Source organism: Neptuniibacter sp. QD29_5, assembly GCF_047778125.1.
Lineage (GTDB): Bacteria > Pseudomonadota > Gammaproteobacteria > Pseudomonadales > Balneatricaceae > Neptuniibacter.
Genome location: NZ_CP180556.1, coordinates 2,640,532 through 2,666,639, shown reverse-complemented (window position 1 = coordinate 2,666,639; position 26,108 = coordinate 2,640,532). Strand labels below are relative to the sequence as shown.

The window sequence follows — 26,108 nt, the reverse complement described above, 5'->3', positions numbered from 1 at the left end:
AATATAAGAACAGGTTGAACGATGGTAGATAATAATTCAGAGCAAAATCAGGCATTGAGCCAGACGGCGAAGGTGGATACAGATTCTGTACAGCCGTTTCCAAAATCACGTAAAGTTTATGTTGAAGGTTCTAGACCTGATATTCGTGTTCCAATGCGCGAAATTAGCTTAGATGACACACCAACAGGTTTTGGTGGTGAGAAGAATGATCCACTTTATGTTTACGACACATCAGGCCCATACACCGATCCAGAAGTATCTATCGATGTGCGTAAAGGTTTACAGCCTGTTCGTGAGGCTTGGATTCTAGAGCGTGAAGATACTGAGCAGTTGGACAAACTGACTTCTGAATATGGTCGTGTGCGTGAAGCTGATCTGCGCCTAGATGAACTGCGCTTTGAACTAACGCGTAAGCCGCGCCGCGCCCAAGCGGGTAAAAATGTGACGCAACTACACTATGCTCGTAAAGGCATTATTACTCCGGAAATGGAATACATTGCTATTCGCGAAAACATGAAGTTAGCGAAAGCAAAAGCGGAAGGTAATGTGGTTGCTGAACAGCACCCTGGTTTTAATTTTGGTGCCAACCTTCCAGAAGAGATTACGCCTGAATTTGTACGTCAGGAAGTAGCTGAAGGCCGTGCGATTATCCCTGCTAATATTAACCACCCTGAAGTTGAACCGATGATTATCGGTCGTAACTTCTTAGTTAAAATCAACGGTAACATTGGTAACTCTGCTGTAACTTCTTCTATCGAAGAAGAGGTAGAGAAAATGACCTGGGGCACACGTTGGGGTGCAGATACCATCATGGATCTGTCCACTGGTAAGAATATTCATGAAACACGAGAGTGGATCATGCGTAACTCGCCAGTCCCAATTGGTACGGTACCAATCTATCAGGCGCTTGAAAAAGTTAATGGCGTAGCTGAAGACCTAAACTGGGAAGTATTTAAAGATACGCTAATTGAACAAGCAGAGCAGGGTGTGGATTACTTCACGATCCATGCGGGCGTACTACTACGCTATGTACCTATGACTGCTAAGCGTATGACTGGTATCGTATCTCGCGGTGGCTCTATTATGGCGAAGTGGTGTTTGGCGCATCACGAAGAAAACTTCTTATACACGCACTTCCGTGAGATCTGTGAAATTTGTCAGGCATACGATGTGTCCTTCTCTTTGGGAGATGGTCTACGTCCAGGTTCAGTTTATGATGCGAACGATGAAGCGCAATTTGCAGAGTTAGAAACCTTAGGCGAACTTACTAAGATCGCTTGGGAGTATGATGTTCAGGTAATGATCGAAGGCCCAGGTCACGTACCTATGCATATGATCAAAGAGAATATGGATAAGCAGTTGAAAGAGTGTCACGAAGCACCTTTCTACACACTGGGTCCATTGACGACCGATATTGCACCAGGTTACGACCACATCACATCGGGTATTGGTGCTGCGATGATCGGTTGGTACGGATGTGCCATGCTATGTTATGTGACGCCTAAAGAACATCTTGGTCTACCAAACAAGGCTGATGTAAAAGAAGGTATCATCACATATAAGATTGCTGCTCATGCTGCCGATTTAGCGAAAGGCCATCCAGGCGCTCAGATTCGTGATAATGCGATGTCTAAAGCTCGCTTCGAATTCCGTTGGGAAGACCAGTTTAATATTGGTTTGGACCCAGATACGGCGCGTGCTTACCATGATGAAACTCTTCCAAAAGAATCTGCAAAAGTGGCGCATTTCTGCTCTATGTGTGGACCTAAATTCTGCTCTATGAAAATCTCGCAAGAGGTTCGTGAGTTGGACGATGAGGAAGTAGCAGCAATTAATGCGAAAGCTGATCAAGGGATGCAGGAAAAATCAGCTGAGTTTAAAGAAACAGGTGCTGAGATCTATCATAAGGTCTAGTCACTGAGTTTATAAAAAAGCCGCGCGTGCGGCTTTTTTTGTATATAGAGGAATCACTGATGAGTGATGAACTACTTAAATATCTGTTGGTGGGATTATTAGTTCTGTTTGCTTTTATTCCTGTCACCTTAAATGCGATTCGTCGATCTCGCGAAAACCCACCGCCCATGGCAGCGAATGATCGTAAACTGTATCGATTATGGCGTTCTGACCCGGAGGCATATCAGCGCCAATATGGGAAGTTAGATGAAGAGTATTCTAAGGCACAGGAAGAGAAAAAATCTAAAAAATAGAATTGATGTCAATTCTTATCAAACTAGGTGACAAGCAGGTTTGTAATGCCTAGTTTTACCTATATCGCACGGCCTAAAATTTTGATGCTAATTTTCTTGATGTATATCAATAATTGCAGGCCGTTCTCCCCAAATATCCTATGGCGTATACGTTTTCTAGTGGTTAGCATTTATCCCGTTTACCATTAATAATGTGATTTCGCTCTATGTTTAATCGTTTTACGCATTTTGGGGTAAAGAATGCAAACTGTCTGGTCGGTTCTTTTGACTGATGAATGACGGTATTTTTATTCCATTGATCAATAACGTTGCTTTGTTGCTAGCGATGGGGGCGTTGTATGATATTTTTTCTTTTGAGCACAAACGGTTATCTGTTCTTAAGAAAGTTATTAGTGGAATTCTAATAGGTGTAATCGGGATCGCAATTATGTCGATGCCGCTTTCTATTGTGAGTGGTGTGTTGATTGATGCGCGCTCCATTCTCCTCTCTGTAACCGGCTTATTTTTTGGTTTTATCCCCACAGTTATTGCTGTAGTGATTACCGTTGCTTTTCGATTGTTCGAAGGTGGACAAGGCATCTTTGCTGGATTTCTCATTATTGTCAGTTCTTCAGGCCTAGGGTTGTTGTGCCACTATTGGCGGGTGAACTTGAATGAGAGTAGAGCGGTCGCTTGGTGGCAGTTGTATTTGTTGGGCGTAGTTGTCCACATCATGATGTTGTTTTCACTGCTGGTTCTTCCGTTTTCGACGGTGGATCTGTTACTGAGCGAGTTAGCATTACCGATTATGCTGATGTTCCCTATAGTGACGGTATTGCTAGGGATTTTATTAACGCATCAGATAGAACGCCGTAAAGCTGAGTTAGCGCTGAAACAGAGTGAATATGAAAGTGATCTTTCCCGGCAAAAATTAGAAGCTATTTTTGCGGCGATTCCCGACCTGTTATTTGAAATGGATAGTCAGGGGCGTTACTACGCTTGTCATAGTGCTAAAAAAGATGAATTGATAGCGCCTGAAGCTCAGTTAATCGGTAAAACGGTATTTGATGTAATGCCTTTTGACGCGGCAACTACTGTGGTTGAGGCGCTTGGTGAAGCAAAGAAGCAAGGGCTATCGAGAGGTCACCAAATACGTTTGCCGCTTAAACAAGGGGAAAGGGTGTTTGAGCTGTCTGTCTCGCTCAAAGAAGGTCGTGATTATGATCTTCCTCACTTTATTGTTCTTTCTCGAGATATAACTGATCGTAAACGCGTAGAAAAAGAGCTGCATATAGCAGCCACGGCTTTTGATTCTCAAGAGGGGATGTTAATTACCGATTCAGACCACGCTATTTTACGAGTGAATAGTGCTTTTACACGAGTGACCGGGTATGAGCCTGAAGAGGTGATTGGGGAAAATCCGGCTATTTTGCAATCAGGCCAGCATGGTAAATCTTTTTATAAAGAGATGATGACACGGTTACAGGCTGAAAAGTATTGGCAGGGTGAGATATGGAATAAGCGTAAGTCAGGAGAAATTTATCCACAGTATCTGACGATTACAGCTGTACAAGGGGATGGTGGTGAGATTACCAACTATGTGGGGGCCTTTACTGACATTACTCAACGTAAAAAGGATGAGGCAAATATCCACAAACTTGCTTTTTATGATGTCCTTACCGGCTTACCTAATCGTCGTTCACTGCAAGAGCGCCTGAGCTGTGCTATTCAATCTTGTTATCTAACAAGTCAGTTTGGTGCAGTTTTATTTATTGATCTGGATAATTTTAAAAATTTAAATGATACCCAAGGTCATGATCAAGGTGATCTGTTGTTGATCGAGGTTGCGAACAGGCTTAGTACTTGTGTTCGTAATGCGGATATGGTCGCTCGTTTAGGTGGCGATGAATTTATTATTGTATTAGAAAATTTGGGTGTAGAAGAAAGTATCGCCTTAACTCAAGTTAGTGACATTGTTGAAAAGTTAATTGTTGCGGTCCAACAGCAAGTGTCCCTTGATGGAGTTCAATACCATACGGCTTGTAGTGTAGGTGTAACGCTGTTTGATAGTGATGATGTTGTAGATAGTGTGATGAAACGTTCTGATATGGCGATGTATCAGGCAAAAGAATCAGGAAAAAATACTTATAAATTTTACGACCCGGAAGCAGAAAAAACGCTCTGCAGCATGGCTGCACTTGAGTCAGATTTGCGTAAGGCTTTATCAGGTAAGGAATTAGAACTGCACTATCAGGCACAGTATCGCAAAGATGAGTTAGTCGGCGCGGAGGCGTTAGTGCGTTGGTTCCATCCAGAGAGGGGCTTAGTATCGCCAGCAGAATTTATACCTCTTGCTGAAGATACGGGCCTAATAGTGCCGATAGGGGACTGGATATTATCTCAGGCCTGCCAACAACTTAAAAAATGGCAATCTGACCCGAATATGCCAAGCTTGAGCATTGCGGTAAATGTGAGCGCACGTCAGTTTATGCAGGAGCACTACGTCGCTGAAGTAGCTGATTGTATAAACCGCTATGACATTCAGCCTGATCTATTGAAATTGGAGTTAACGGAGAGCCTTGTTTTACAAGATATCGAAGATACGATTGATAAAATGCATCAGATACGTAAGTTAGGTATTCGCTTTTCTTTAGATGATTTTGGGACAGGTTATTCTTCTTTATTGCATCTGAAGCGTTTGCCACTTGATCAAATTAAAATTGACCGTTCCTTTATTCGTGATGTCATTGAAGATAAAGATGATGCTGAAATTGTCCAAGCCATTATTGCAATGGGTCATAACCTTGGATTAAACGTGATTGCAGAAGGTGTCGAAACCGAAGCGCAGTGTATGTTCTTAGCAGAGCATGGTTGTACTGATTATCAAGGTTATTTCTTTGGTAAACCTCTACCTGTGGATGATTTTGAAACTGCTTGCGCTAAAAAACGCTTAGCTTGTTAAGCCTGCGGAAGGTTTAGTAAGTATTCATCTGCTGATCCCAAAAGCGCTCTAATTGTCGAAGATTAGACCTAAGAGTCGACATGTCGCTTTCTTCCATTAGGCGTTCTGCACTGATCTCTTCCAATTGTTGGTCAAATAGTTCCGCGATTAGATTGTGGATAGCTAAACCTTTTTGGCTGAGTTTAATGCGTACAGAGCGAAGGTCATGCTCCGAGCGTTCTTGATTGATGTAACCATTGCCAACCATTTTTTTTAAGTTATATGACACATTAGAGCCAAGATAATAGCCTCGAGTTTTTAGCTCACTTGCGGTCATTTCACGATCAGCAATATTGTGAAGGAGTAGGGCTTGAACGCTGTTGATATCGGTATAACCTAACGCTTCGAGACGATATTTAAGAATATCAAGGATTCTACGGTGTAACCGTTCTATTAATCTTAAACAATCTAAGAAATCTGTTTTATTGTTTGAAGTTAGCTCTGATTGTTGTGAACTCATTGAATTGTAAGCCTTGATATCAATATACGTAACCTAAATAGTAAGCCTGAATCCGCCGGAATAGCAAAGAAAAAGCACATTAATGAGCGTTTGTTTGTGCATAATTCCAAATACATATTTAGTAATACCAGATAATGCTGCTACTATTACTCTTAAGCTTGATAGTATCGCGACCAATTTTATTGGTTTGTAGGTAGTTGAGCTGTTTCCAGCGAATAGATCCTCTCTCGATAAAGGCAAACCAGAAGCAATTCTGGGACGCAAAGTCACAGATCCCACGTGGATGGCTGGGCTATCGAAAGAGAGATTTTCTATTTTTTCAACGGATGGCCTTCCGGTAACTGCCTTTCTACCCACAAAGCCAGCTTATGTTTCATATTGGGTTCAGTTACTTGATCCTTTGCTAAGGCTTGAATAAGACCGTCATTCACCAATAAGCGGTAGATCGCTTTGATTTTATTTGAAGCACTGTCAGTGGCTTCAAAATGGCCCGCGCCCCGCTTTTCAAAATAGATGGCACCTATCTTAAGGGCTTCTTTTACTAGCTCCGCTTCGTGCTTATGTTTTTTCATAGCCTGTTCCTTTAAGTCCTTACAGATACATATTTTGTAACTTTGAATCTAAACATCCCAAAAGACAAGCGGTGGTTCTAATGCTTTGGTGCGTAATGCTTTGTCTTTAACTCAGGCCTGATATACTTGCGGCCTATCAACATCTAATTCCATTGGCGATCCTATGAAATACAGAATTATTCCGGTTACTCCATTTCAGCAGAATTGTTCTCTTATCTGGTGTGAAAAAACCATGAAAGCAGCGGTTGTTGATCCAGGTGGTGATCTTGATCGAATTCTAGCAGCAGCAGAGGAAGAGGGTGTTGAGTTAGAGAAAATTCTTTTGACTCATGCGCATATTGATCATGCTGGTGGAACGGCTGAGCTAGCTGCATCTAAGAAGTTACCAATCGAAGGGCCTCATAAAGGCGATCTATTTTGGATTGAAGGCATGGCACAGCAGTGCAATATGTTTAATTTTCCTCCTTGCGAAACTTTTACTCCCGATCGCTGGTTAGATGATGGTGATACTGTTCAGGTAGGCGAATCAATACTAAACGTAATTCATTGTCCAGGTCATACTCCAGGGCATGTGGTCTTCCATCATGTAGAAGATGAGATGGCACTGGTGGGGGATGTTCTCTTCAACGGTTCTATTGGCCGTACAGATTTTCCACAAGGAAATCACCAAGAATTGATTAATTCAATTAAGTTAAAACTGTTCCCGTTAGGTCAGTCGGTCGAATTTATTCCAGGCCATGGACCTGGCTCAACCTTTGGTCGAGAGATGCAAAGCAACCCTTATGTTCGATAATTGTTGGTAACCAAAACAGTTATTTGTGCAGAAGTTGCACATGCTCAAATAGTTGAGCATCTAGTTGTTTCTTTTTGTCGATAATATGTTGTAACGGAGTCTCGGTGATGGCTCCGTTTTTTATTCCGATCATCACATCGTTATAGCCCCCACAAAGATAATCCACAGCTGCTGCTCCAAGGCAGGAAGCAAGGACTCGATCATGCCCTGTTGGGCGTCCTCCTCTTTGTATATGCCCCAAAATACAGACTTTAGGCTGTTGCCCATGCTGCTCTAATTGTTTGGCCAAATTATAAGTAAGGCCAGGAGTAGGGCCTTCGGCTACAACAATAATCCCGCTAGACCCTTTGCCTTGAACCCGGTTGTTGGCAAGTTGAAATGAAATGGCTTCAACTTTAACTTCGTACTCAGGGATAACTACCAACTCTGCGCCGCAGGCTATCCCAACATGAGTTGCAATAAAGCCCGAGTTTCGACCCATAACTTCGACTAAAAACAAACTTTCATGAGAGAGTGCCGTATCACGGATTTTATCGATAGCATCAAGAGCAGTGTTAACTGCAGTATCGAATCCGATGGTGTCATCGGTGCCGTAGATATCATTGTCGATCGTGCCGGGAAGGCCTATAACACGTATCGTGCTTTCCGAGGCTAGCATGTGAGCTCCGGTTAACGAACCATCACCACCAATCACGACCAGACTATCAATCCCTTTTTTAAGTAGAACCTCGGCTGCTTGATGCCGAACCGCTGGATCTAAAAAAGCTTGGCAGCGATCACTTTTGAGCAGCGTGCCTCCGCGCTGCACTATGTTGGTTACAGAAGCAGAGTCCATCTTCCACATGTCCCCAATGATTAAGCCGCTATACCCTTTATGGATACCGTATACTTTGATGCCTTGATGTAGAGCTGATCGGACTACCCCTCTGATAGCAGGATTCATTCCAGGGGAGTCGCCGCCACTGGTTAAAACAGCGATTGCGGTAGGTTTATCTTCAGTCGTGTTGATCGAAGTATGGGTATACATATCATCAAACCAATTGGCTAATTGTCTTAAATAAGTTTAGCTAAACTGAATGACCAAGGTATTTCAATAATATGTAGATATGAAGTTCTGTTCTAGGAGATTGCATGTCTCATCAAGTACATCAGCGACTAGCCTCACAAATAATGGCTTTTTTTGCAGAATATCGACTTAAGTTTCAAGAAATTACTGAATCTGCGAAAGAGTTGTTTGAGCTAGTTGATTGGATTGGCGTGCAAGCATTATCGGCTGAGCGTTTGGGGTTATATGATCAGATGGTATCTGATGCTGCAAAAGCTATAGCGCATTTAGGGGAAGATATTTACAAACCAGAGGTCTGGGGAAGCGCGAAGCCATATTACGCTAAGTTGATTCGGCAAAGGACGGATCCTGAATTGGCAGAAACATTCTACAACTCTGTTTATTGTTGTCTGTTTAAACATCGAAATATCGATAGCAGGCATATTTTTATTCGATCCAGTCGGGAGGGGAAGGAGTTATCTTCAGGCGAGAGTGTATATAAATCTTATTCGCTTACTGAATCGGGGCTCGTTCAACTACTCAGTCGCCTATTATCTGATTTGAATTTTCAAGTGCCTTGGAGAAATCAACGTCAAGATATTAGTCATCTGGTTCGTTATATTCAGCAGCAGATTGAGCAAAAGCAGTTGCCTAGTAGTAAGGCTGAGATTGATATTGTTAGCAGTCTTTTTTTTCGTAATAAAGCAGCTTATGTAGTAGGGCGAATCCGCTTTTCACAGCATAGCGAACCATTTGTGTTGCCCATACTTAATGATGGTAAAGGTATTTATTTTGATGCGGCATTGAGTGAAGCAAGCGATATATCCACAGTATTTAGTTTTACTCGGTCCTATTTCCTAGTAGATGTAGATGTTCCTTCCGAGTTAGTTAACTTTTTACAAACCCTGATCCCACAGAAATCTAAAGCAGAGCTTTACAGTTCAATAGGTTTTTATAAGCAAGGTAAGGCGGAATTCTTCCGGTCTTTTATTGACCATTTGGGAGATGCAAATGATCAATTTGAAGTAGCGCCAGGTGTTAAAGGGATGGTAATGACGGTTTTTAGGCTGCCATCTTTTCCTGTTGTATTTAAGGTTATTAAAGATAATTTTTCACATTCTAAAAGAATTACAAAACAGGTGGTTCTTGATAAATATCAGTTAGTTAAGAGTCATGATCGGGTTGGTCGAATGGCGGATACGTTGGAGTTTACTAACTTTTTATTCCCGATTAATAAATTTTCTGAAGAGCTTATCGAAGAACTGAAAAAAGTTGCTGGCTGCTCTATTGAGGAGCAAGGTGATCAGTTATTGATTAAGCACTTGTGGACTGAGCGGTATATGACGCCTTTAAATATCTATATCGATCAAGCGCTGGAAAATGAAGATCAAGAGCAGTTATTTCACGGTATAGATGAATATGGTAAGGCGATTAAAGAACTCGCTGCTTCGAATATTTTCGCTGGGGATATGTTGTTTAAGAATTTTGGTGTAACCCGACACGGGCGTGTTGTTTTTTACGATTATGATGAAATTTTATATTTGACTGAATGTAACTTCCGAAAAATACCAGAGCCGTTATACCCAGAACAAGAGTTGGCTGCTGAGCCTTGGTATTCCATTGGTGACAATGATGTGTTTCCAGAAGAATTTTCTATGCTTACGGCGTGTGATCGACGTGTAAAAGAAATATTTGATCAGTTGCATGGAGATTTGTTAGCGGTTGAGTTTTGGGAAAGAGTTCAAGTTAAGGTGAAAAAGGGAGAGTTAATTGATGTTTATCCCTATAGGGAAATCAACCGTTTTTAGTGGTCTAAACAGGAAAATCAAGGGAAGTGATACAGATATAAGTGATTATATTGATGCGTTATTCGTAAGCATGTTATCTATCACCAGCCTATGTTAGTTTATCTTATTGATGTTTCAGAACTTTGAAACATTCGATAGGCAATACTAGTATCAAAGAAGATGGGCAAAAAAAGAGCCCGAAGTATGGCTCTAATTATAAAAAGATAATAGATGGAGTTTGTTATGGCATTTCGTAAGACGGTTACTTCTAGTTTGTTAGCGATGGGTGTTGGTTTGGCTGCCATGGGTGGTTCGACAGCAGCGTCAGCGCAAGAATTTATCACTATCGGCACAGGCGGTGTAACCGGCGTTTATTACCCTACAGGTGGTGCAATCTGTCGTTTGGTGAATAAAAACCGTAAAGACCACGGTATCCGCTGTTCAGTGGAATCTACAGGTGGTTCTGTTTACAACCTGAATACTATCCGTGCCGGCGAATTGGATATGGGTGTGGCTCAGTCTGATTGGCAGTTCCATGCATATAACGGCACTAGCAAATTCAAAGATACTGGCGCGAATAAAGATTTACGCGCAGTATTCTCTGTCCACCCAGAGCCTTTCACTGTAGTCGCGCGTGCTGATTCAGGTATCAAAACTTTTGATGACCTAAAAGGTAAGCGTGTAAACATCGGTAACCCAGGTTCAGGTCAGCGTGGCACTATTGAAGTATTGATGGAAGCTAAAGGCTGGACCAAGAAAGATTTTGCTCTTGCATCTGAGTTAAAAGCATCTGAACAAGCTAGCGCACTATGTGATAACAAAATCGATGCAATGGTTTACGTTGTTGGTCACCCAAGTGGTGCGATAAAAGAAGCAACAACTTCTTGTGATAGCACGCTTGTAAATGTTAATGGCGATGCAGTTCAGAAGCTTATTGCAGATAATAGCTACTACCGTACAGCAACAGTACCTGGTGGTATGTACCGTGGTAACGATGCGGATACACAAACGTTTGGTGTAGGTGCAACATTCGTATCTTCAGCAAAAGTACCTGAAAAAGTGGTTTACGAAGTGGTGAAAGCTGTATTCGAAAACTTCGATACTTTCCGTAAGTTACACCCAGCTTTTGCTCATCTTAAGAAAGAACAGATGGTAAAAGACGGTTTATCTGCTCCACTACATCCGGGTGCAGTTAAATACTACAAAGAAGCAGGCCTTCTATAAGAGTAGGCTTGATAGGCAACGGGGACATGATGTCCCCGTTTTGCTTTACGGCTTTTACTCAGGTTTAGCTTAATATAACTATTACAAGCTGTTTTAAAACGGTGGTTGTGTGACTGATAATCAGAACAGTTCTTCGGCTAGCATTTCCCAGGAAGTACAGGAAATGGTGGCTCAGGCAGATTCTGGGGCGCGCGCTCCAGATGGGATGCCTGGTAAATTGTTGTGGGGTGTAGCGCTTTGCTGGGCTCTTTTCCAGCTTTGGTATGCATCGCCTTTACCTTTCATGTTCGACTTTGGGGTCTTTAATGATACTCAGGCTCGAGCTATCCATCTTAGCTTCGCAGTATTTTTGGCGTATACAGCATTTCCTGCATTTAAGCGTTCTTCGCGAACTGTTGTTCCGTGGCACGATTGGTTATTTGCGCTAGTGGCTGCGTTTGCTGCAAGTTACCTCGTGATCTTCCATAGTGAATTGGCGGATAGGGCTGGTGCGCCAATTACTATGGATATCGTGGTTGCTGTAAGTGGTATGGTTTTGCTGCTTGAAGCAACACGTCGTGCATTAGGGCCACCACTTATGGTCGTCGCAGGTATCTTTCTGCTGTATACATTTGCTGGGCCTTACATGCCAGAGGTCATTGCACACAAAGGGGCAAGCTTAAATAAAGCGATGTCCCATCAGTGGTTAACCTCAGAGGGTGTGTTCGGTGTAGCACTTGGTGTTTCTACAAGTTTTGTATTCCTATTTGTACTGTTTGGTGCGCTATTGGATAAAGCAGGAGCCGGTAATTATTTCACGCAAGTAGCCTTTTCATTGCTTGGGCATATGCGTGGTGGACCAGCAAAAGCTGCAGTTGTTTCTTCTGGTTTGAGCGGTTTGGTATCTGGTTCGTCTATCGCCAATGTAGTGACAACGGGTACTTTTACAATACCGCTAATGAAACGGGTTGGTTTTCCTGGGTATAAAGCGGGGGCGGTGGAAGTTGCAGCTTCTACAAATGGGCAGTTAACACCTCCGATCATGGGGGCTGCCGCCTTCTTGATGGTTGAATATGTAGGTATTTCCTATATAGAGGTTATCCAGCATGCCATATTGCCAGCTCTCATTTCTTATATCGCACTTATCTACATTGTTCACCTAGAAGCCCTGAAGGCAGGGATGAAAGGTTTACCAACACGTAATACAGCTACCTTGGCAGAAAAATTGTCTGTTTGGGCAATGATTATTCTGGGGACTTGTGTTGTATCAATGGCCGTGTATTACGGTTTGGGATGGACTAAAGAGTACATGGGGAACTGGTCTTACCTGATTGCAGGTTTGGTTATTCTGGTCTCCTATATCTGGTTAGTCGGTTATTCAGCACGTTATCCGGATCTTCATATGGATGATCCAAATTCAGATGTGGTGATACTTCCTGAAACGGGGTCAACGGTAAAATCGGGCCTGTATTATCTTTTGCCGGTAGTTGTGCTTGTATGGTGCTTAACTGTAGAGCGTTTTTCGCCAGGGCTTTCGGCATTCTGGGCTACCCTGTTTATGGTCTTTATTGTATTGACGCATAAACCGTTAAAGGCGGCGTTTAGAGAGGCTGAGGCGTGGGGTGATTATCTACTGCATGGTGTGGAAGACTTGCTCAACGGTCTTGTAAGTGGCGCGCGTAACATGATTGGTATTGGTGTTGCGACTGCGGCTGCAGGTATTGTAGTTGGTACTGTGACTTTAACAGGTATTGGTCTAGTAATGACTGAGTTTGTTGAGTTTATCTCCGGCGGCAGTATTTTCTTAATGTTGTTGTTCACCGCGATCATTAGTTTGATTTTGGGGATGGGGTTGCCTACAACGGCTAACTATATTGTGGTTTCAACCTTGATGGCGCCGGTTATTGTTACGCTAGGTGCAGAACATGGCTTGATCGTGCCGCTTATTGCAGTACATCTATTTGTATTCTATTTCGGGATACTTGCTGATGATACGCCGCCGGTTGGTTTGGCAGCATTTGCTGCAGCAGCAATTGCTCGCTCTGATCCAATTCGTACCGGTATTCAAGGTTTTACATACGATATTCGAACAGCAGTTCTGCCATTTATGTTTATCTTCAATACCGAGTTGATTTTGATTGGGATTGAAGGTCCTGTTCATTTATTGATGACTATCTTTGGTGCTTTGGTGGCGATGTTGGTATTTGCAGCAGCAACGCAAGGTTATTGGATGGTTAAGAATCGGTGGTATGAAACAATCCTATTGCTAGCGATTGCATTTTTAATGTTTAGGCCGGGAGCTGTTTGGGATGAGTTTTATCCACCAATTAATAATGTATCACCAGTTCAAATAGAGCAGATAGCGGAAGGGAGCCCAGCGGGCAGACCGTTAAGAATGCGTGTGGCTGGTGAAACCATTGATGGTGACTTTGTTAATAAAACAGTCGAGCTGCCTTTAACTGAAAAAGGAACTGGTGCAGAGAAAATTGAAGCAGCAGGTCTGATGCTTAGAGAGGAAGAAGGTAAGATCATTGTGGATATGGTGACATTCGATAGTGATGCTCAAAAAGTTGGGTTGGATTTTGATTGGGAAATTAAAACAATTGAAGTGGAAGCTGATCGCCCGCCAAAACAATTGGTATGGATTCCTGTATTACTACTCCTATTTGCTATGGCAACAATGCAAAAACGCCGCAGAGAATCAGAAGGAGCACATTAGTCATGTTTAAAAAAATACTAGTGCCGGTAGACCTTCAAGATAGTAAGGGAACAATATCAACGTTGAATGCGGTGGCAAAATACATCGATGAAGGTGTTGAGCTTCATTTAATGTCGATATTGCCGGGCTTTCAAATGCCAATGGTTGCATCCTACTTTCCAAAAGAAGCAATAGAACAGGCTTTGGCTGCAATGAAGTCAGAGTTAGAAAATATTGCCGAACAAGAACTAGGCGATGTTGCTTTTGATGTCGAAGTGCGTGAAGGCAAGGCGCATAAAGAGATCATAAAGCGGGCATCGGAGATTGGTGCAGATCTTATTATCATGAGTGCACAAAAGCACGGTGCAGTAGAAAAAGTGATGTTAGGCTCTGTAACGGCAAAAGTGACCGAAAGGGCAAAATGTTCGGTGTTAGTTCTGAAAAATTAGGAATTAGCTAAAAATAAAAGGCGCTGAAGTAAAAAACTCTGCGCCTTTTTTGTATCTATTGACTAGTATTTATACGCTGTTGATTGCCCCTTGATCAATTTAGGGTGGTTTGTAAGTTTTTTACAACTTTTTTCGCTTTTTTGTAGATTGGGTGTTGACCCTTTTTTAGATGTCTGTAGAATTCGCCGTCCTTGCTTAGGGAGGCCGCTTTTTAAGGGGCTTCAGAGCTGAGTGAGGTGCTTAGTAAGTGGTTGAAAACATTGGTTTTTGAGATTGCTTACGGAGCAGGATTCAAAGTCCGGTTGCTGAGTAAAAACTTTTTACGAAATTGCAAAATAAACGGTTGACTTTGAATGAGCGCAAAGTAGAATATGCGCCTCGCTTGAGACGAAACGCTGGTTCAGCGGAGAGTCAAGAAAGCAACGCTCTTTAACAATTTGATCAGATAATTCGTGTGGGCGCTTGTTGAGAAGAAGCAAACTTTTTCTAGACAAGCAACCAAGTGAATTCATTTAAAGCGATTTACAAAGGTTTAACGTTCTTAAGAATGTTATCCGGTTGTTTAGTACTAGAGCCCGTTACCACATTCCTGGTAACACAAATGATTTAAACTGAAGAGTTTGATCATGGCTCAGATTGAACGCTGGCGGCAGGCCTAACACATGCAAGTCGAACGGTAACATGACTAGCTTGCTAGTTGATGACGAGTGGCGGACGGGTGAGTAACGCGTAGGAATCTACCCAGTAGCGGGGGATAAGCCAGAGAAATTTGGTCTAATACCGCATACGCCCTACGGGGGAAAGCAGGGGATCTTCGGACCTTGCACTATTGGATGAGCCTGCGTGAGATTAGCTAGTTGGTGAGGTAATGGCTCACCAAGGCGACGATCTCTAGCTGGTCTGAGAGGATGATCAGCCACACTGGAACTGAGACACGGTCCAGACTCCTACGGGAGGCAGCAGTGGGGAATATTGCACAATGGGCGCAAGCCTGATGCAGCCATGCCGCGTGTGTGAAGAAGGCCCTAGGGTTGTAAAGCACTTTCAGCAGTGAGGAAAGGTTAGTAGTTAATACCTGCTAGCTGTGACGTTAACTGCAGAAGAAGCACCGGCTAACTCCGTGCCAGCAGCCGCGGTAATACGGAGGGTGCGAGCGTTAATCGGAATTACTGGGCGTAAAGCGCGCGTAGGTGGATTGGTCAGTCAGATGTGAAAGCCCAGGGCTCAACCTTGGAACTGCACCTGATACTGCCAATCTAGAATACGGTAGAGGGTAGTGGAATTTCCTGTGTAGCGGTGAAATGCGTAGATATAGGAAGGAACACCAGTGGCGAAGGCGACTACCTGGACCGATATTGACACTGAGGTGCGAAAGCGTGGGGAGCAAACAGGATTAGATACCCTGGTAGTCCACGCCGTAAACGATGTCTACTAGCCGTTGGGAGACTTGATCTTTTAGTGGCGCAGCTAACGCGATAAGTAGACCGCCTGGGGAGTACGGCCGCAAGGTTAAAACTCAAATGAATTGACGGGGGCCCGCACAAGCGGTGGAGCATGTGGTTTAATTCGACGCAACGCGAAGAACCTTACCAACTCTTGACATCCAGAGAAGTTACTAGAGATAGTTTCGTGCCTTCGGGAACTCTGAGACAGGTGCTGCATGGCTGTCGTCAGCTCGTGTTGTGAAATGTTGGGTTAAGTCCCGTAACGAGCGCAACCCTTGTCCTTATTTGCCAGCACTTCGGGTGGGAACTCTAAGGAGACTGCCGGTGACAAACCGGAGGAAGGTGGGGACGACGTCAAGTCATCATGGCCCTTACGAGTTGGGCTACACACGTGCTACAATGGCCGGTACAGAGGGCCGCGAACCTGCGAGGGTAAGCTAATCTCAGAAAACCGGTCGTAGTCCGGATTGGAGTCTGCAACTCGACTCCATGAAGTCGGAATCGCTAGTAATCGCGAATCAGAATGTCGCGGTGAATACGTTCCCGGGCCTTGTACACACCGCCCGTCACACCATGGGAGTGGATTGCACCAGAAGTAGCTAGCTTAACCTTCGGGAGGGCGGTTACCACGGTGTGGTTCATGACTGGGGTGAAGTCGTAACAAGGTAGCCCTAGGGGAACCTGGGGCTGGATCACCTCCTTAAACGAAAGCCGATTCTCGGCAAGCGTTCACACGAATTATCTGATCAGAGAAGTTAAGAGCAACGGTGTAGGCTTGTAGCTCAGCTGGTTAGAGCGCACCCCTGATAAGGGTGAGGTCGGTGGTTCAAGTCCACTCAGGCCTACCAATCAATAGCCTTACTGTTTTTCTTGGGGCTATAGCTCAGCTGGGAGAGCGCCTGCTTTGCACGCAGGAGGTCTGCGGTTCGATCCCGCATAGCTCCACCATCATCCTCTGGATGAGAAGGAAGAGTTTTAAAACATATTGTCGTTTAAGACATTATCTTTTAAAGCTTTTTTGCTTTAAACGCTCTTTAACAATTTGGATTTGATTCATTTGATTTAGATTTAAGACATGTAGTTTTACTGCATGCGCCAATTCGGCGAAATCTATCGTTACTAGCAATACAAGTTACTGTGATTCCAGACGCCTTCGGGTTATATGGTCAAGTGACTAAGCGTGCACGGTGGATGCCTTGGCAGTCAGAGGCGATGAAGGACGTTGTAACCTGCGATAAGGTTCGGGGAGGTGGTAAACAACCTTTGATCCGGACATTTCCGAATGGGGAAACCCACCTATTTATAGGTATCTTTTAACTGAATACATAGGTTATTAGAGGCGAACCTGGGGAACTGAAACATCTAAGTACCCAGAGGAAAAGAAATCAACCGAGATTCCCTAAGTAGCGGCGAGCGAACGGGGACTAGCCCTTAAGCTTTATTAGATTTAACAGAACACTCTGGAAAGTGTGGCCATAGTGGGTGATAGCCCCGTATGTGAAAGGTCTTTTAAAGTGAAATCGAGTAGGACGGCACACGTGAAACGCTGTCTGAATATGGGGGGACCATCCTCCAAGGCTAAATACTCCTGACTGACCGATAGTGAACCAGTACCGTGAGGGAAAGGCGAAAAGAACCCCTGTGAGGGGAGTGAAATAGACCCTGAAACCGTGTACGTACAAGCAGTGGGAGCCGTTTTCGGACGGTGACTGCGTACCTTTTGTATAATGGGTCAGCGACTTACTTTTAGTGGCAAGGTTAAGCATTTGCGGAGCCGTAGGGAAACCGAGTCTTAATAGGGCGTCCAGTCGCTAGGAGTAGACCCGAAACCGAGTGATCTATCCATGGGCAGGTTGAAGATGCAGTAACATGCATTGGAGGACCGAACCGACTGTCGTTGAAAAGCCAGCGGATGACTTGTGGATAGGAGTGAAAGGCTAATCAAACTCGGAGATAGCTGGTTCTCCTCGAAAACTATTTAGGTAGTGCCTCGTGTCTAACCATGGGGGTAGAGCACTGTTTCGGCTAGGGGTCATCCCGACTTACCAACCCGATGCAAACTCCGAATACCCATGAGTTCAATCACGGGAGACACACGGCGGGTGCTAACGTCCGTCGTGGAAAGGGAAACAACCCAGACCGTCAGCTAAGGTCCCAAAGTTTATGCTAAGTGGGAAACGATGTGGGAAGGCTTAGACAGCTAGGAGGTTGGCTTAGAAGCAGCCACCCTTTAAAGAAAGCGTAATAGCTCACTAGTCGAGTCGGCCCGCGCGGAAGATATAACGGGGCTAAGCATAACACCGAAGCTACGGATGCACTTTGTGCATGGTAGAGGAGCGTTCTGTAAGCTGTTGAAGCGGAAGCTGTAAGGCACCGTGGAGGTATCAGAAGTGCGAATGCTGACATGAGTAACGATAAGGGAGGTGAAAACCCTCCCCGCCGGAAGACCAAGGGTTCCTATCCAACGCTATTCGAGGTAGGGTGAGTCGGCCCCTAAGGAGAGGCTGAAGAGCGTATCCGATGGGAAACAGGTTAATATTCCTGTACTGCTCATAACTGCGATGGGGGGACGGAGAAGGCTAGGCTAGCGCGGCGTTGGTTGTCCGCGTTTAAGATAGTAGGTTTAGAGCTTAGGTAAATCCGGGCTCTTTTAAGACCGAGAATCGATGACGAGGTCCTTTATGGACTGAAGTAGTTGATGCCATGCTTCCAGGAAAATCCTCTAAGCTTCAGGTTATGACTAACCGTACCCTAAACCGACACAGGTGGTCAGGTAGAGAATACTAAGGCGTATGAGAAAACTCGGGTGAAGGAACTAGGCAAAATGGCACCGTAACTTCGGGAGAAGGTGCGCCGGTTTTGGTGATGGGACTTGCTCCCTAAGCTGAGGCCGGTCGAAGATACCAGGTGGCTGCGACTGTTTATTAAAAACATAGCACTCTGCAAACTCGAAAGAGGACGTATAGGGTGTGACGCCTGCCCGGTGCCGGAAGGTTAATTGATGGGGTTAGCGCTTGCGCGAAGCTCTTGATCGAAGCCCCGGTAAACGGCGGCCGTAACTATAACGGTCCTAAGGTAGCGAAATTCCTTGTCGGGTAAGTTCCGACCTGCACGAATGGCGTAACGATGGCCACACTGTCTCCACCCGAGACTCAGTGAAATTGAAATAGCTGTTAAGATGCAGTTTACCCGCGGCTAGACGGAAAGACCCCGTGAACCTTTACTACAGCTTCACAGTGGACTTTGACATTACTTGTGTAGAATAGCTGGGAGGCTTTGAAACCCTGTCGCCAGATAGGGTGGAGCCACCTTTGAAATACCAGCCTGGTAATGTTGAGGTTCTAACCCAGTTCCCTAAGCGGGATCGGGGACATTGTGTGGTGGGTAGTTTGACTGGGGCGGTCTCCTCCCAAAGAGTAACGGAGGAGCACGAAGGTACCCTCAGCATGGTCGGAAATCATGCAATGAGCGCAAGAGTAGAAGGGTGCTTGACTGCGAGACAGACACGTCGAGCAGGTACGAAAGTAGGTTCTAGTGATCCGGTGGTTCTGTATGGAAGGGCCATCGCTCAACGGATAAAAGGTACTCCGGGGATAACAGGCTGATACCGCCCAAGAGTTCACATCGACGGCGGTGTTTGGCACCTCGATGTCGGCTCATCACATCCTGGGGCTGAAGCCGGTCCCAAGGGTATGGCTGTTCGCCATTTAAAGTGGTACGCGAGCTGGGTTTAGAACGTCGTGAGACAGTTCGGTCCCTATCTGCCGTGGGCGTTTGAGATTTGAGAAGAGTTGCTCCTAGTACGAGAGGACCGGAGTGAACGAACCTCTGGTGTACCGGTTGTGATGCCAATTGCATTGCCGGGTAGCTACGTTCGGACGGGATAACCGCTGAAAGCATCTAAGCGGGAAGCCTCCTTCAAGATGAGATCTCACTGGGAACTTGATTCCCCTAAAGGGCCGTTGAAGACTACGACGTTGATAGGTTGGGTGTGGAAGCGCTGTGAGGCGTTGAGCTAACCAATACTAATTGCCCGTGAGGCTTGACCATATAACGCCCAAGGCGTTTGGCAAGTGACTTGTAAGATACGTAAGACGATAGAGAGTAACGAATTAGCGCGTAGTTAAGCTACAGTCGAAGAACTATCTAGATCAAATAAAAGAAGAATCAGATCTAAGTTGTAACAGTTTTGCTTGGCGACCATAGAGTTGTGGAACCACCTGAATCCATCCCGAACTCAGACGTGAAACGCAACATCGCCGATGGTAGTGTGGGGCTTCCCCATGTGAGAGTAGGTCATCGCCAAGCATTTAATTAAGAGAAAACCCCGGTCACACTGTGATCGGGGTTTTTTCGTGTTGGGCTAAAGAAAGCAAAGCAATACTGAACGAATTATTTACACTCGGCTTAATCCACATAGACTCTCCAGCAACTAGCAACTAGCAACTAGCAACTAGCAACTAGCAACTAGCAACTAGCAACTAGCAACTAGCAACTGCTATAGACTCTTGTCGCTAGTGCCTTCTTCCTTATTTCTGGTATGCTTAGCGCGCAATGCAAAACCTCTAAGGAAAATTAATAGATGTATACTGAAGATGATATTCGTCGCCTTAAGTGGCAGAGTCGACGTGGTATGTTGGAACTTGATGTTCTTTTTGTTCCGTTTGTAGAAGAGGCTTTTGCAGACCTAGATGAAGCTGATCAAGATCGCTTTGTTAAGTTATTAGATGAGGAAGATCAGGATCTATTTGTGTGGCTTATGGAGCGAGAAGTGCCAGCTGATCCGGACTTGCAAAGGATTGTGAGGATTATTCTGGAGCGTGTTCAGCCTAAATAACGAACCTATCTCTCCTTCCTGTACCCTGCTTGTTATATATAGTGGGGTACATCTTAGTGCGTGCTTTGCTCTTTTTTACTCTGCGATTCCTTTACACATAGCTGTGTTAGCTTCAGTGGCACTTCTATGTAGTTTTCTGTTTTATTTAAATGAAAGGGTGCTATTAACGTCCTCTCTAGCCATTGTCGGTATTACTTGGAATGGAGAAGAGGGAGTAATTTCATTGCTGCAGAGGAACCAGCAACGGATTGATGTGACCCGTATTAAGCAAAAGGTGATCACTCCCTTTGTGATCGTCATGTTGTGCGAAAGCGACAGCCGCTTTTACACCATACCTGTTGTAATTATGCGTCGGAGCATCAACGAAAATGCATTTAGACGGCTACGGGTTCTGTTGTTATATAGTCCGCTTTATGGCCTTAATTCCAATGAAAATTGATTGGCGTTAAGATTGTGTCTAGTGCTTCAGGACCCTGTTCTGGGAAGTCTAATGTGTAATGAAGTCCGCGACTTTCCTGCCTTAACATTGCTGAGCGAATAATCAAATCTGCAACGACGGCTAAGTTACGAAGCTCTAGAAGGTCGTTGCTGATTTTGTAGTTGCTGTAATATTCGCTAATCTCTTGTTGTAAAAGGTCTATGCGATGCTTAGCTCGTTGTAGTCGTTTGGTCGTTCTCACAATGCCCACGTAGTCCCACATGAAACGACGTATCTCATCCCAGTTGTGAGAGATAATAACATCTTCATCTGAATTGGTTACTTGAGACTCATCCCATGCCGGAATGATTGATTCGTCCAGAGGTGCTGTTAGAGATTGAACGACATCGTCTGAAGCGGATTTTGCATACACAAGGCATTCTAGAAGGGAATTGCTAGCCAATCGATTAGCGCCATGTAGCCCCGTGAACGAGGTTTCACCAATCGCATATAGCCCTGGAATATCGGTGCGTCCTTTTTCGTCCGTCACGACTCCACCACATGTGTAGTGGGCAGCAGGTACAACTGGAATTGGTTCTTTTGTGATGTCGATGCCTAGGCTCTTGCAACGCTTATAGATGGTTGGGAAATGAGACTTAATAAATTCTTTAGATTTGTGGCTGATATCTAAAAATAAGCAGTCGCTACCTAGCCTTTTCATTTCATGGTCGATTGCGCGAGCAACGATATCTCGGGGGGCTAATTCGCCTCGCTCATCGAAGTTATGCATGAACGGCTTGCCATCAGGAAGTAAAAGCTTTCCACCTTCACCACGCACGGCTTCTGTAATCAAAAATGATTTTGCTTGTGGGTGATAGAGGCAGGTAGGGTGGAACTGATTAAATTCCATGTTGCCGACTCGGCAGCCAGCACGCCAGGCCATGGCGATACCATCACCCGTGGCACCATCTGAATTGCTTGTATATAGATAGGCCTTTGATGCACCACCTGTAGCCAACACAACGTGAGGAGCTTGAAATACCTCTACGTGTCCTGTTTCGTCATTAAGAATGTATGCGCCGACACAACGGTTGTGTGCTAATCCTAGTTTCTTTCGTGTAATTAGGTCGACCGCAATATGGTGTTCGAATAGATCGATATTTTCAGAGGCTTTGGCTTTCTCTATCAATGTCTGCTGAAGCGCTTTTCCTGTTGCATCTGCAGAATGGATGATTCGGCGATGAGAGTGTCCGCCTTCTTTGGTTAGATGGTAGTCGTCACTATCTTGGGTAAAAGGAACGCCTTGTTCAATCAGCCAGTCAATGCTTTCTCTGCCGTGTTCGACGGTGAATTCCACTGCCTCTTTATGACTAAGGTGCCCGCCAGCAGACATGGTGTCTTCGATATGTGCTTGTGTGCTATCTTCAGTATCGAGTACTGCAGCGATACCACCTTGAGCCAGCCATGTAGATCCACTCTTAAGTTCTCTTTTACTAAGAACTGCAACACGCGCATTTTGAGCTAAGTGGAGGGCCATGCTAAGTCCAGCAGCGCCACTGCCAATAATTAAAGCGTCGTAGTGATAGTGTTGCGTCATGCTGTGCTCTTCTCAACTTGAGGGTTCTTGGCTTGAAAAATTGAGTGCTTATTTTAGTGGTAAGTTCGAGGATAAAACTAGCTAATTAAATGTGTTTCATCGGTATTGAGTCACAATTTAGCATTTTTTTTTGGACTTAGGGAACTTAAGCAGTTTTGAATGCTCATAGAAGTGTTCCGGCACTCTGATGAGGTAATATGTTGTATTAGTTGAAAGTTATTGCTGCTTTAGCTTCTATATTTATAGAGACAGGTATTAAGGACAGTTTAAGGAATATTGAGTGTCGAGTGAAAGTCAGACAGCAGTCGATCAAAAGTTAGTCGAACGGGTAAAAGCGGGCGATAAACGTGCTTTCGATCTTCTAGTTAAAAAATACCAACATAAAATTGTTGCGTTGATTGGTCGTTATGTTTACGACCAACATGAAGCATTGGACGTGGCGCAAGAAACTTTCATTAAGGCTTATAGAGCGATACCAAAATTTCGCGGTGATAGTGCTTTCTATACATGGTTATACAGAATAGCTATCAATACAGCCAAAAATCATCTTGTTGCTCGTGGTAGGCGTCCTGCTGATGTAGATGTTGACGATGCCCAGTTCTTTGAAGGTGATAATGCTTTGAAAGATATTGAGACACCAGAAAATAAATTGTACAAGGACGAGCTTGAAGCAGTGATTCGGAAAACTCTGAATAAACTCCCTGAAGACTTACGGGTGGCTTTAACGCTCAGAGAGTTTGAAGGCATGAGTTATGAAGAGATAGCTGGGGTTATGGATTGCCCTGTGGGAACTGTAAGGTCACGTATCTTTCGAGCACGTGAAGCAATTGATAAAGAAATTATGCCGCTTTTAGCGAGCTGATCCTGCAAAGGTAAATTGAGGTAAATTCTATGGATGATCGATCTACAGAATCTGTTTCGGCATTGATGGATGGTGAAGTCGCAGACTTTGAGTTACGACGTACTCTTGATCGCATAGAGCAGGAGCCAGAATTGGCTGAGCAATGGCAGCGATATCATTTAGTTCGTTCAGTTATGAAAAATGAAGAAGCTGAATTGAGCAGCTTTGATATCAGTAGTCAGGTCATGCAGGCTCTGGAACAAGAGCCTGATTTGGAAGTTGATACTGCTGCACCAGAAGTTAAGTCCGACGCTAAAGGAAGTTTTTTTTGGAAACCGCTTGCTAGCATGACTGCAGCAGCTTCTGTGACGGCAATGGTTATCTTGGGTGCCCAAACCTACAATCAGCCTGAGAATGACACGATTGCTGATAATCGCCCGAACTATGTACTTCCGGGTAATTCAGTTTCCGATGATCTGGTTAGAGCGCAGTTTGGTAGTCGTTCGATGATTTCATCACAGGGGCAAGAGCCTGAAATTATTCGCTTATCTGAAGGTGTAGAGCGTTATGTATCTCAACATAAACATATGCTTTCACACCAAGAATCTGGTTGGGAAACAACATGGTTACCAGAAGGTTTTTCGGGTAAACGTAGAGATGTGATGGCGCATGCTGAAGTACAAATGTTTAGCAATGGACGTCATTCATTTACCGTTTGTGTTGAAAAGTATGGTCGTCAGTCCGTTCCTGAAGGGGCTGTTCAATTGGACGGCATGGTTACTGTGGGTAAGCGTATTGGTGATCAATTTGTAACAGTCGTTGGAGATGTTCCTCTAATGATTGCGGAACGTATTGCTGCTTCAGTAGAACGTAAATGATTGAAGAAAGCGGGAAAGTTATAGAGGTCAATGAGCAAGGCGTATGGGTTGAAACCATGCGCCAGAGCGCTTGTGCTAGTTGTGCTGCTCGAAATGGTTGTGGCCAAAAGCTGTTGGTGCAGGCAGGGCAAGAGAAACGTTTTATTTTTCTCGTTAATAATCCTACCTCTCTTCACGTCAAAGCTGACGATAGTGTGCTTTTAGGTATAGAAGAGGGAGCGTTTATCAAAGCAACAGTTTTTATGTATTTGTTGCCATTGTTAGCGCTGTTCCTTGGGGCTGTAATCGGAAATTTTATCTGGGGCGATGAACTGGTCGTTATCGCATCTGCTTTCATTTCTCTTATCGCTGGGTTTGTTTTTGTTCGCTTTAGTAGTTCCGCTTTATTTAGTTCCTGCCAATATCAACCTACGCTAATTAAAGTTATCTAACCCCGTTTTTTGATAGACATAGGTGAGTGTTTTTATGAAATCTATATCAAAATTCATAGTCGCAACTTTTTTCCTTATTTCTTTGTCGGTTCATGCTGCAAACTTGCCCGATTTTAAATCGTTGGTAAAAGAGGCTTCACCTGCTGTAGTGAATATCAGTACTGTTCAAACTAGTCCGCGACAGGGTCAACCACACCCGTTTCAGGGACCAAATGGAGAAGAAATTCCGGAAATCTTCCGTCATTTCTTCCGTATGCCTGAATTTGAACAGGGTGAGCGCCCACGTCGTAGAGCTCCTCAATCCTTAGGGTCTGGTTTCATTATTTCTGAAGATGGTTACCTATTAACAAACCACCATGTGATTGCTGAGGCTGATCAGGTGATTGTGCGATTAGCTGACCGAAGGGAGTTGGAAGCTGAGGTCATCGGTTCTGATGAGCGCTCTGATGTTGCTCTTTTGAAAATTGACGCTGAAGACCTACCGACAGTTGAGCTTGGAGAATCTAAAGCGCTTGATGTTGGTGAATGGGTACTTGCGATAGGTTCACCATTTGGTTTCGATCATAGTGTGACTGCGGGTATTGTCAGTGCCAAAGAGCGTGCATTAGCGGGTGATACTTATGTTCCTTTTATTCAAACTGATGTAGCTATTAATCCTGGTAATTCTGGAGGTCCATTATTTAATCTGGATGGTGAAGTCGTTGGGATTAACTCTCAGATTTACACTCGTTCCGGTGGTTTTATGGGGCTGTCCTTTGCTATACCTATTGATGTCGCGATGGATGTTGCGGATCAATTAAGGAAACATGGTTATGTTACCCGCGGGTGGCTAGGTGTGGTCATTCAAGAGGTCAATCGGGATCTTGCTGAATCATTTGGATTAGATAAACCTGCTGGTGCTTTAGTGGCCAAAGTATTACCTGACAGTCCGGCAGAAAAATTCGGCCTTTTAGAGGGCGATATTATCCTTAAATTTGAAGGTGTAGATATTATTCGATCTTCAGACTTACCCCATCATGTCGGGCGCGTAAAACCCGGTAAGAAAGCTAAAGTTTCAGTTATGCGTGCGGGTCGTGAAATTACTATCAAGGTCGAAATCGAGGCATTACCAACCCAGAATGAGCTTGCTAAAACTAACGTTCGCAAGTCTAAAGAGGATAAAGGTAATCGCCTAAACATCCAGGTGACCGAGCTTGACCAAAAACGCAAAGAAAAATGGCAAGTGAGTAAAGGTGTTGTTGTTCGTAAAGTTTTACAAGGGTCAGGTTCAGATGCAGGTCTGATGGTTGGCGATGTCATCACTATGCTAAATGGCGAACAGATCGCCAGTGTTTCTGACTTTAATCGAGTGTCTACAGATATAGCTTCTGGTAAGTCGGTTCCGATGCGGATTGTTCGCCGGGGAAGTCCGTTATTTATTCCATTACGAGTATCGGATTAAGTTGTATAAAATTCTAAGGGGGCTAA

The 26,108-nt window shown here is 44.3% G+C and carries 18 protein-coding genes, 2 tRNA genes, 3 rRNA genes and 1 riboswitch; of the genes, 19 read left to right on the top strand and 4 right to left on the bottom strand.

The genetic code is table 11. From position 1 onward, the window contains the following. Window positions 1–21 precede the first annotated feature (21 nt). The 3 genes from thiC to ACMXYR_RS12635 all read left to right on the top strand — a co-directional run bounded on the left by thiC (window position 22) and on the right by ACMXYR_RS12635 (window position 5,148). Complete coding sequence (gene thiC, locus ACMXYR_RS12645) at window positions 22–1,914, top strand: phosphomethylpyrimidine synthase ThiC (protein ID WP_415901868.1); 1,893 nt, start codon at window positions 22–24, stop codon at window positions 1,912–1,914. 59 nt (window positions 1,915–1,973) lie between these two features. After that, window positions 1,974–2,207 carry a hypothetical protein gene (locus tag ACMXYR_RS12640; RefSeq protein WP_415901867.1) on the top strand — a complete coding sequence of 78 codons (234 nt, stop codon included), beginning with the start codon at window positions 1,974–1,976 and terminating at the stop codon, window positions 2,205–2,207. Between the two features lie 271 nt (window positions 2,208–2,478). Further along, entirely contained in the window at window positions 2,479–5,148 is a 2,670-nt protein-coding gene (locus ACMXYR_RS12635) for an EAL domain-containing protein (RefSeq protein WP_415901866.1), read from the top strand. A 13-nt stretch (window positions 5,149–5,161) separates the two neighbouring features. Here ACMXYR_RS12635 and ACMXYR_RS12630 read toward each other — a convergent pair whose 3' ends face one another. Both ACMXYR_RS12630 and ACMXYR_RS12625 read right to left on the bottom strand, forming a co-directional pair. Beyond that, window positions 5,162–5,647: a MarR family winged helix-turn-helix transcriptional regulator gene (locus ACMXYR_RS12630; RefSeq protein ID WP_415901865.1), complete on the bottom strand. Its 486-nt coding sequence runs from the start codon at window positions 5,645–5,647 to the stop codon at window positions 5,162–5,164. 225 nt (window positions 5,648–5,872) lie between these two features. After that, window positions 5,873–5,947: riboswitch (cyclic di-GMP riboswitch) on the top strand. Between the two features lie 11 nt (window positions 5,948–5,958). After that, the gene (locus tag ACMXYR_RS12625) at window positions 5,959–6,219 is read right to left on the bottom strand and encodes a DUF5062 family protein (RefSeq protein ID WP_415885551.1); all 261 of its coding nucleotides are present in this window, start codon (window positions 6,217–6,219) and stop codon (window positions 5,959–5,961) included. A 163-nt stretch (window positions 6,220–6,382) separates the two neighbouring features. Between ACMXYR_RS12625 and ACMXYR_RS12620 the strand changes: the two genes are divergently transcribed. Continuing rightward, on the top strand, window positions 6,383–7,012 hold the full coding sequence (locus ACMXYR_RS12620) for an MBL fold metallo-hydrolase (protein ID WP_415901864.1): 630 nt from the start codon (window positions 6,383–6,385) through the stop codon (window positions 7,010–7,012). Window positions 7,013–7,031: 19 nt separating this feature from the next. On the opposite strand, the gene pfkA is transcribed toward ACMXYR_RS12620, so the two are convergent. Further along, window positions 7,032–8,039 (bottom strand): 6-phosphofructokinase, encoded by a 1,008-nt coding sequence (gene pfkA / locus ACMXYR_RS12615; RefSeq protein WP_415901863.1) that lies wholly within the window; start codon window positions 8,037–8,039, stop codon window positions 7,032–7,034. Window positions 8,040–8,182: 143 nt separating this feature from the next. On the opposite strand from pfkA, the gene aceK reads away from it, so the two are divergent. The 11 genes from aceK to ACMXYR_RS12560 all read left to right on the top strand — a co-directional run bounded on the left by aceK (window position 8,183) and on the right by ACMXYR_RS12560 (window position 20,915). After that, window positions 8,183–9,865, top strand: a complete 1,683-nt coding sequence (aceK, locus tag ACMXYR_RS12610; protein WP_415901862.1) for a bifunctional isocitrate dehydrogenase kinase/phosphatase — start codon at window positions 8,183–8,185, stop codon at window positions 9,863–9,865. Window positions 9,866–10,087: 222 nt separating this feature from the next. Continuing rightward, window positions 10,088–11,068, top strand: coding sequence for a TAXI family TRAP transporter solute-binding subunit (locus ACMXYR_RS12605; RefSeq protein WP_415901861.1), 981 nt, complete (start codon window positions 10,088–10,090; stop codon window positions 11,066–11,068). Between the two features lie 163 nt (window positions 11,069–11,231). Next, on the top strand, window positions 11,232–13,766 hold the full coding sequence (locus ACMXYR_RS12600; RefSeq protein WP_415903650.1) for a TRAP transporter permease: 2,535 nt from the start codon (window positions 11,232–11,234) through the stop codon (window positions 13,764–13,766). Between the two features lie 2 nt (window positions 13,767–13,768). Further along, a complete protein-coding gene (locus tag ACMXYR_RS12595; RefSeq protein WP_415901860.1) occupies window positions 13,769–14,194 on the top strand; it encodes a universal stress protein in 426 nt (141 codons plus the stop codon). A gap of 608 nt (window positions 14,195–14,802) precedes the next feature. After that, window positions 14,803–16,342 (top strand): 16S ribosomal RNA (locus ACMXYR_RS12590). 68 nt (window positions 16,343–16,410) lie between these two features. Then, window positions 16,411–16,487, top strand: a tRNA-Ile gene (locus tag ACMXYR_RS12585). A 24-nt stretch (window positions 16,488–16,511) separates the two neighbouring features. Then, a tRNA-Ala gene (locus ACMXYR_RS12580) sits at window positions 16,512–16,587 on the top strand. A 216-nt stretch (window positions 16,588–16,803) separates the two neighbouring features. Continuing rightward, a 23S ribosomal RNA gene (locus ACMXYR_RS12575) occupies window positions 16,804–19,689 on the top strand. A 142-nt stretch (window positions 19,690–19,831) separates the two neighbouring features. After that, window positions 19,832–19,947: ribosomal RNA gene (gene rrf, locus ACMXYR_RS12570) — 5S ribosomal RNA — on the top strand. The 16S, 23S and 5S rRNA genes sit together here with 2 tRNA genes alongside, the layout of an rRNA operon. 274 nt (window positions 19,948–20,221) lie before the next feature. Continuing rightward, window positions 20,222–20,476 (top strand): succinate dehydrogenase assembly factor 2, encoded by a 255-nt coding sequence (locus tag ACMXYR_RS12565; RefSeq protein ID WP_415896833.1) that lies wholly within the window; start codon window positions 20,222–20,224, stop codon window positions 20,474–20,476. Next, the gene (locus tag ACMXYR_RS12560; protein ID WP_415901859.1) at window positions 20,460–20,915 is read left to right on the top strand and encodes a protein YgfX; all 456 of its coding nucleotides are present in this window, start codon (window positions 20,460–20,462) and stop codon (window positions 20,913–20,915) included. Before ACMXYR_RS12565 ends, ACMXYR_RS12560 begins: the two co-directional genes overlap by 17 nt. Here the strand turns inward: ACMXYR_RS12560 and nadB are convergent. Then, window positions 20,896–22,491 (bottom strand): L-aspartate oxidase, encoded by a 1,596-nt coding sequence (gene nadB / locus ACMXYR_RS12555; protein ID WP_415901858.1) that lies wholly within the window; start codon window positions 22,489–22,491, stop codon window positions 20,896–20,898. The genes ACMXYR_RS12560 and nadB overlap by 20 nt on opposite strands. A gap of 280 nt (window positions 22,492–22,771) precedes the next feature. Here nadB and rpoE point away from each other — a divergent pair, with 280 nt between their 5' ends. From rpoE to ACMXYR_RS12535, 4 genes are read left to right on the top strand one after another with little or no spacing between them, the layout of a single operon-like run. Then, window positions 22,772–23,353, top strand: coding sequence for an RNA polymerase sigma factor RpoE (rpoE, locus tag ACMXYR_RS12550; protein WP_415882162.1), 582 nt, complete (start codon window positions 22,772–22,774; stop codon window positions 23,351–23,353). A gap of 29 nt (window positions 23,354–23,382) precedes the next feature. Then, entirely contained in the window at window positions 23,383–24,210 is an 828-nt protein-coding gene (locus tag ACMXYR_RS12545) for a MucB/RseB C-terminal domain-containing protein (RefSeq protein WP_415901857.1), read from the top strand. Beyond that, window positions 24,207–24,641, top strand: a complete 435-nt coding sequence (locus ACMXYR_RS12540) for a SoxR reducing system RseC family protein (protein ID WP_415901856.1) — start codon at window positions 24,207–24,209, stop codon at window positions 24,639–24,641. Before ACMXYR_RS12545 ends, ACMXYR_RS12540 begins: the two co-directional genes overlap by 4 nt. Window positions 24,642–24,675: 34 nt before the next feature. Beyond that, window positions 24,676–26,082 carry a DegQ family serine endoprotease gene (locus ACMXYR_RS12535; protein WP_415901855.1) on the top strand — a complete coding sequence of 469 codons (1,407 nt, stop codon included), beginning with the start codon at window positions 24,676–24,678 and terminating at the stop codon, window positions 26,080–26,082. The last annotated feature ends 26 nt before the right edge of the window (window positions 26,083–26,108 follow it).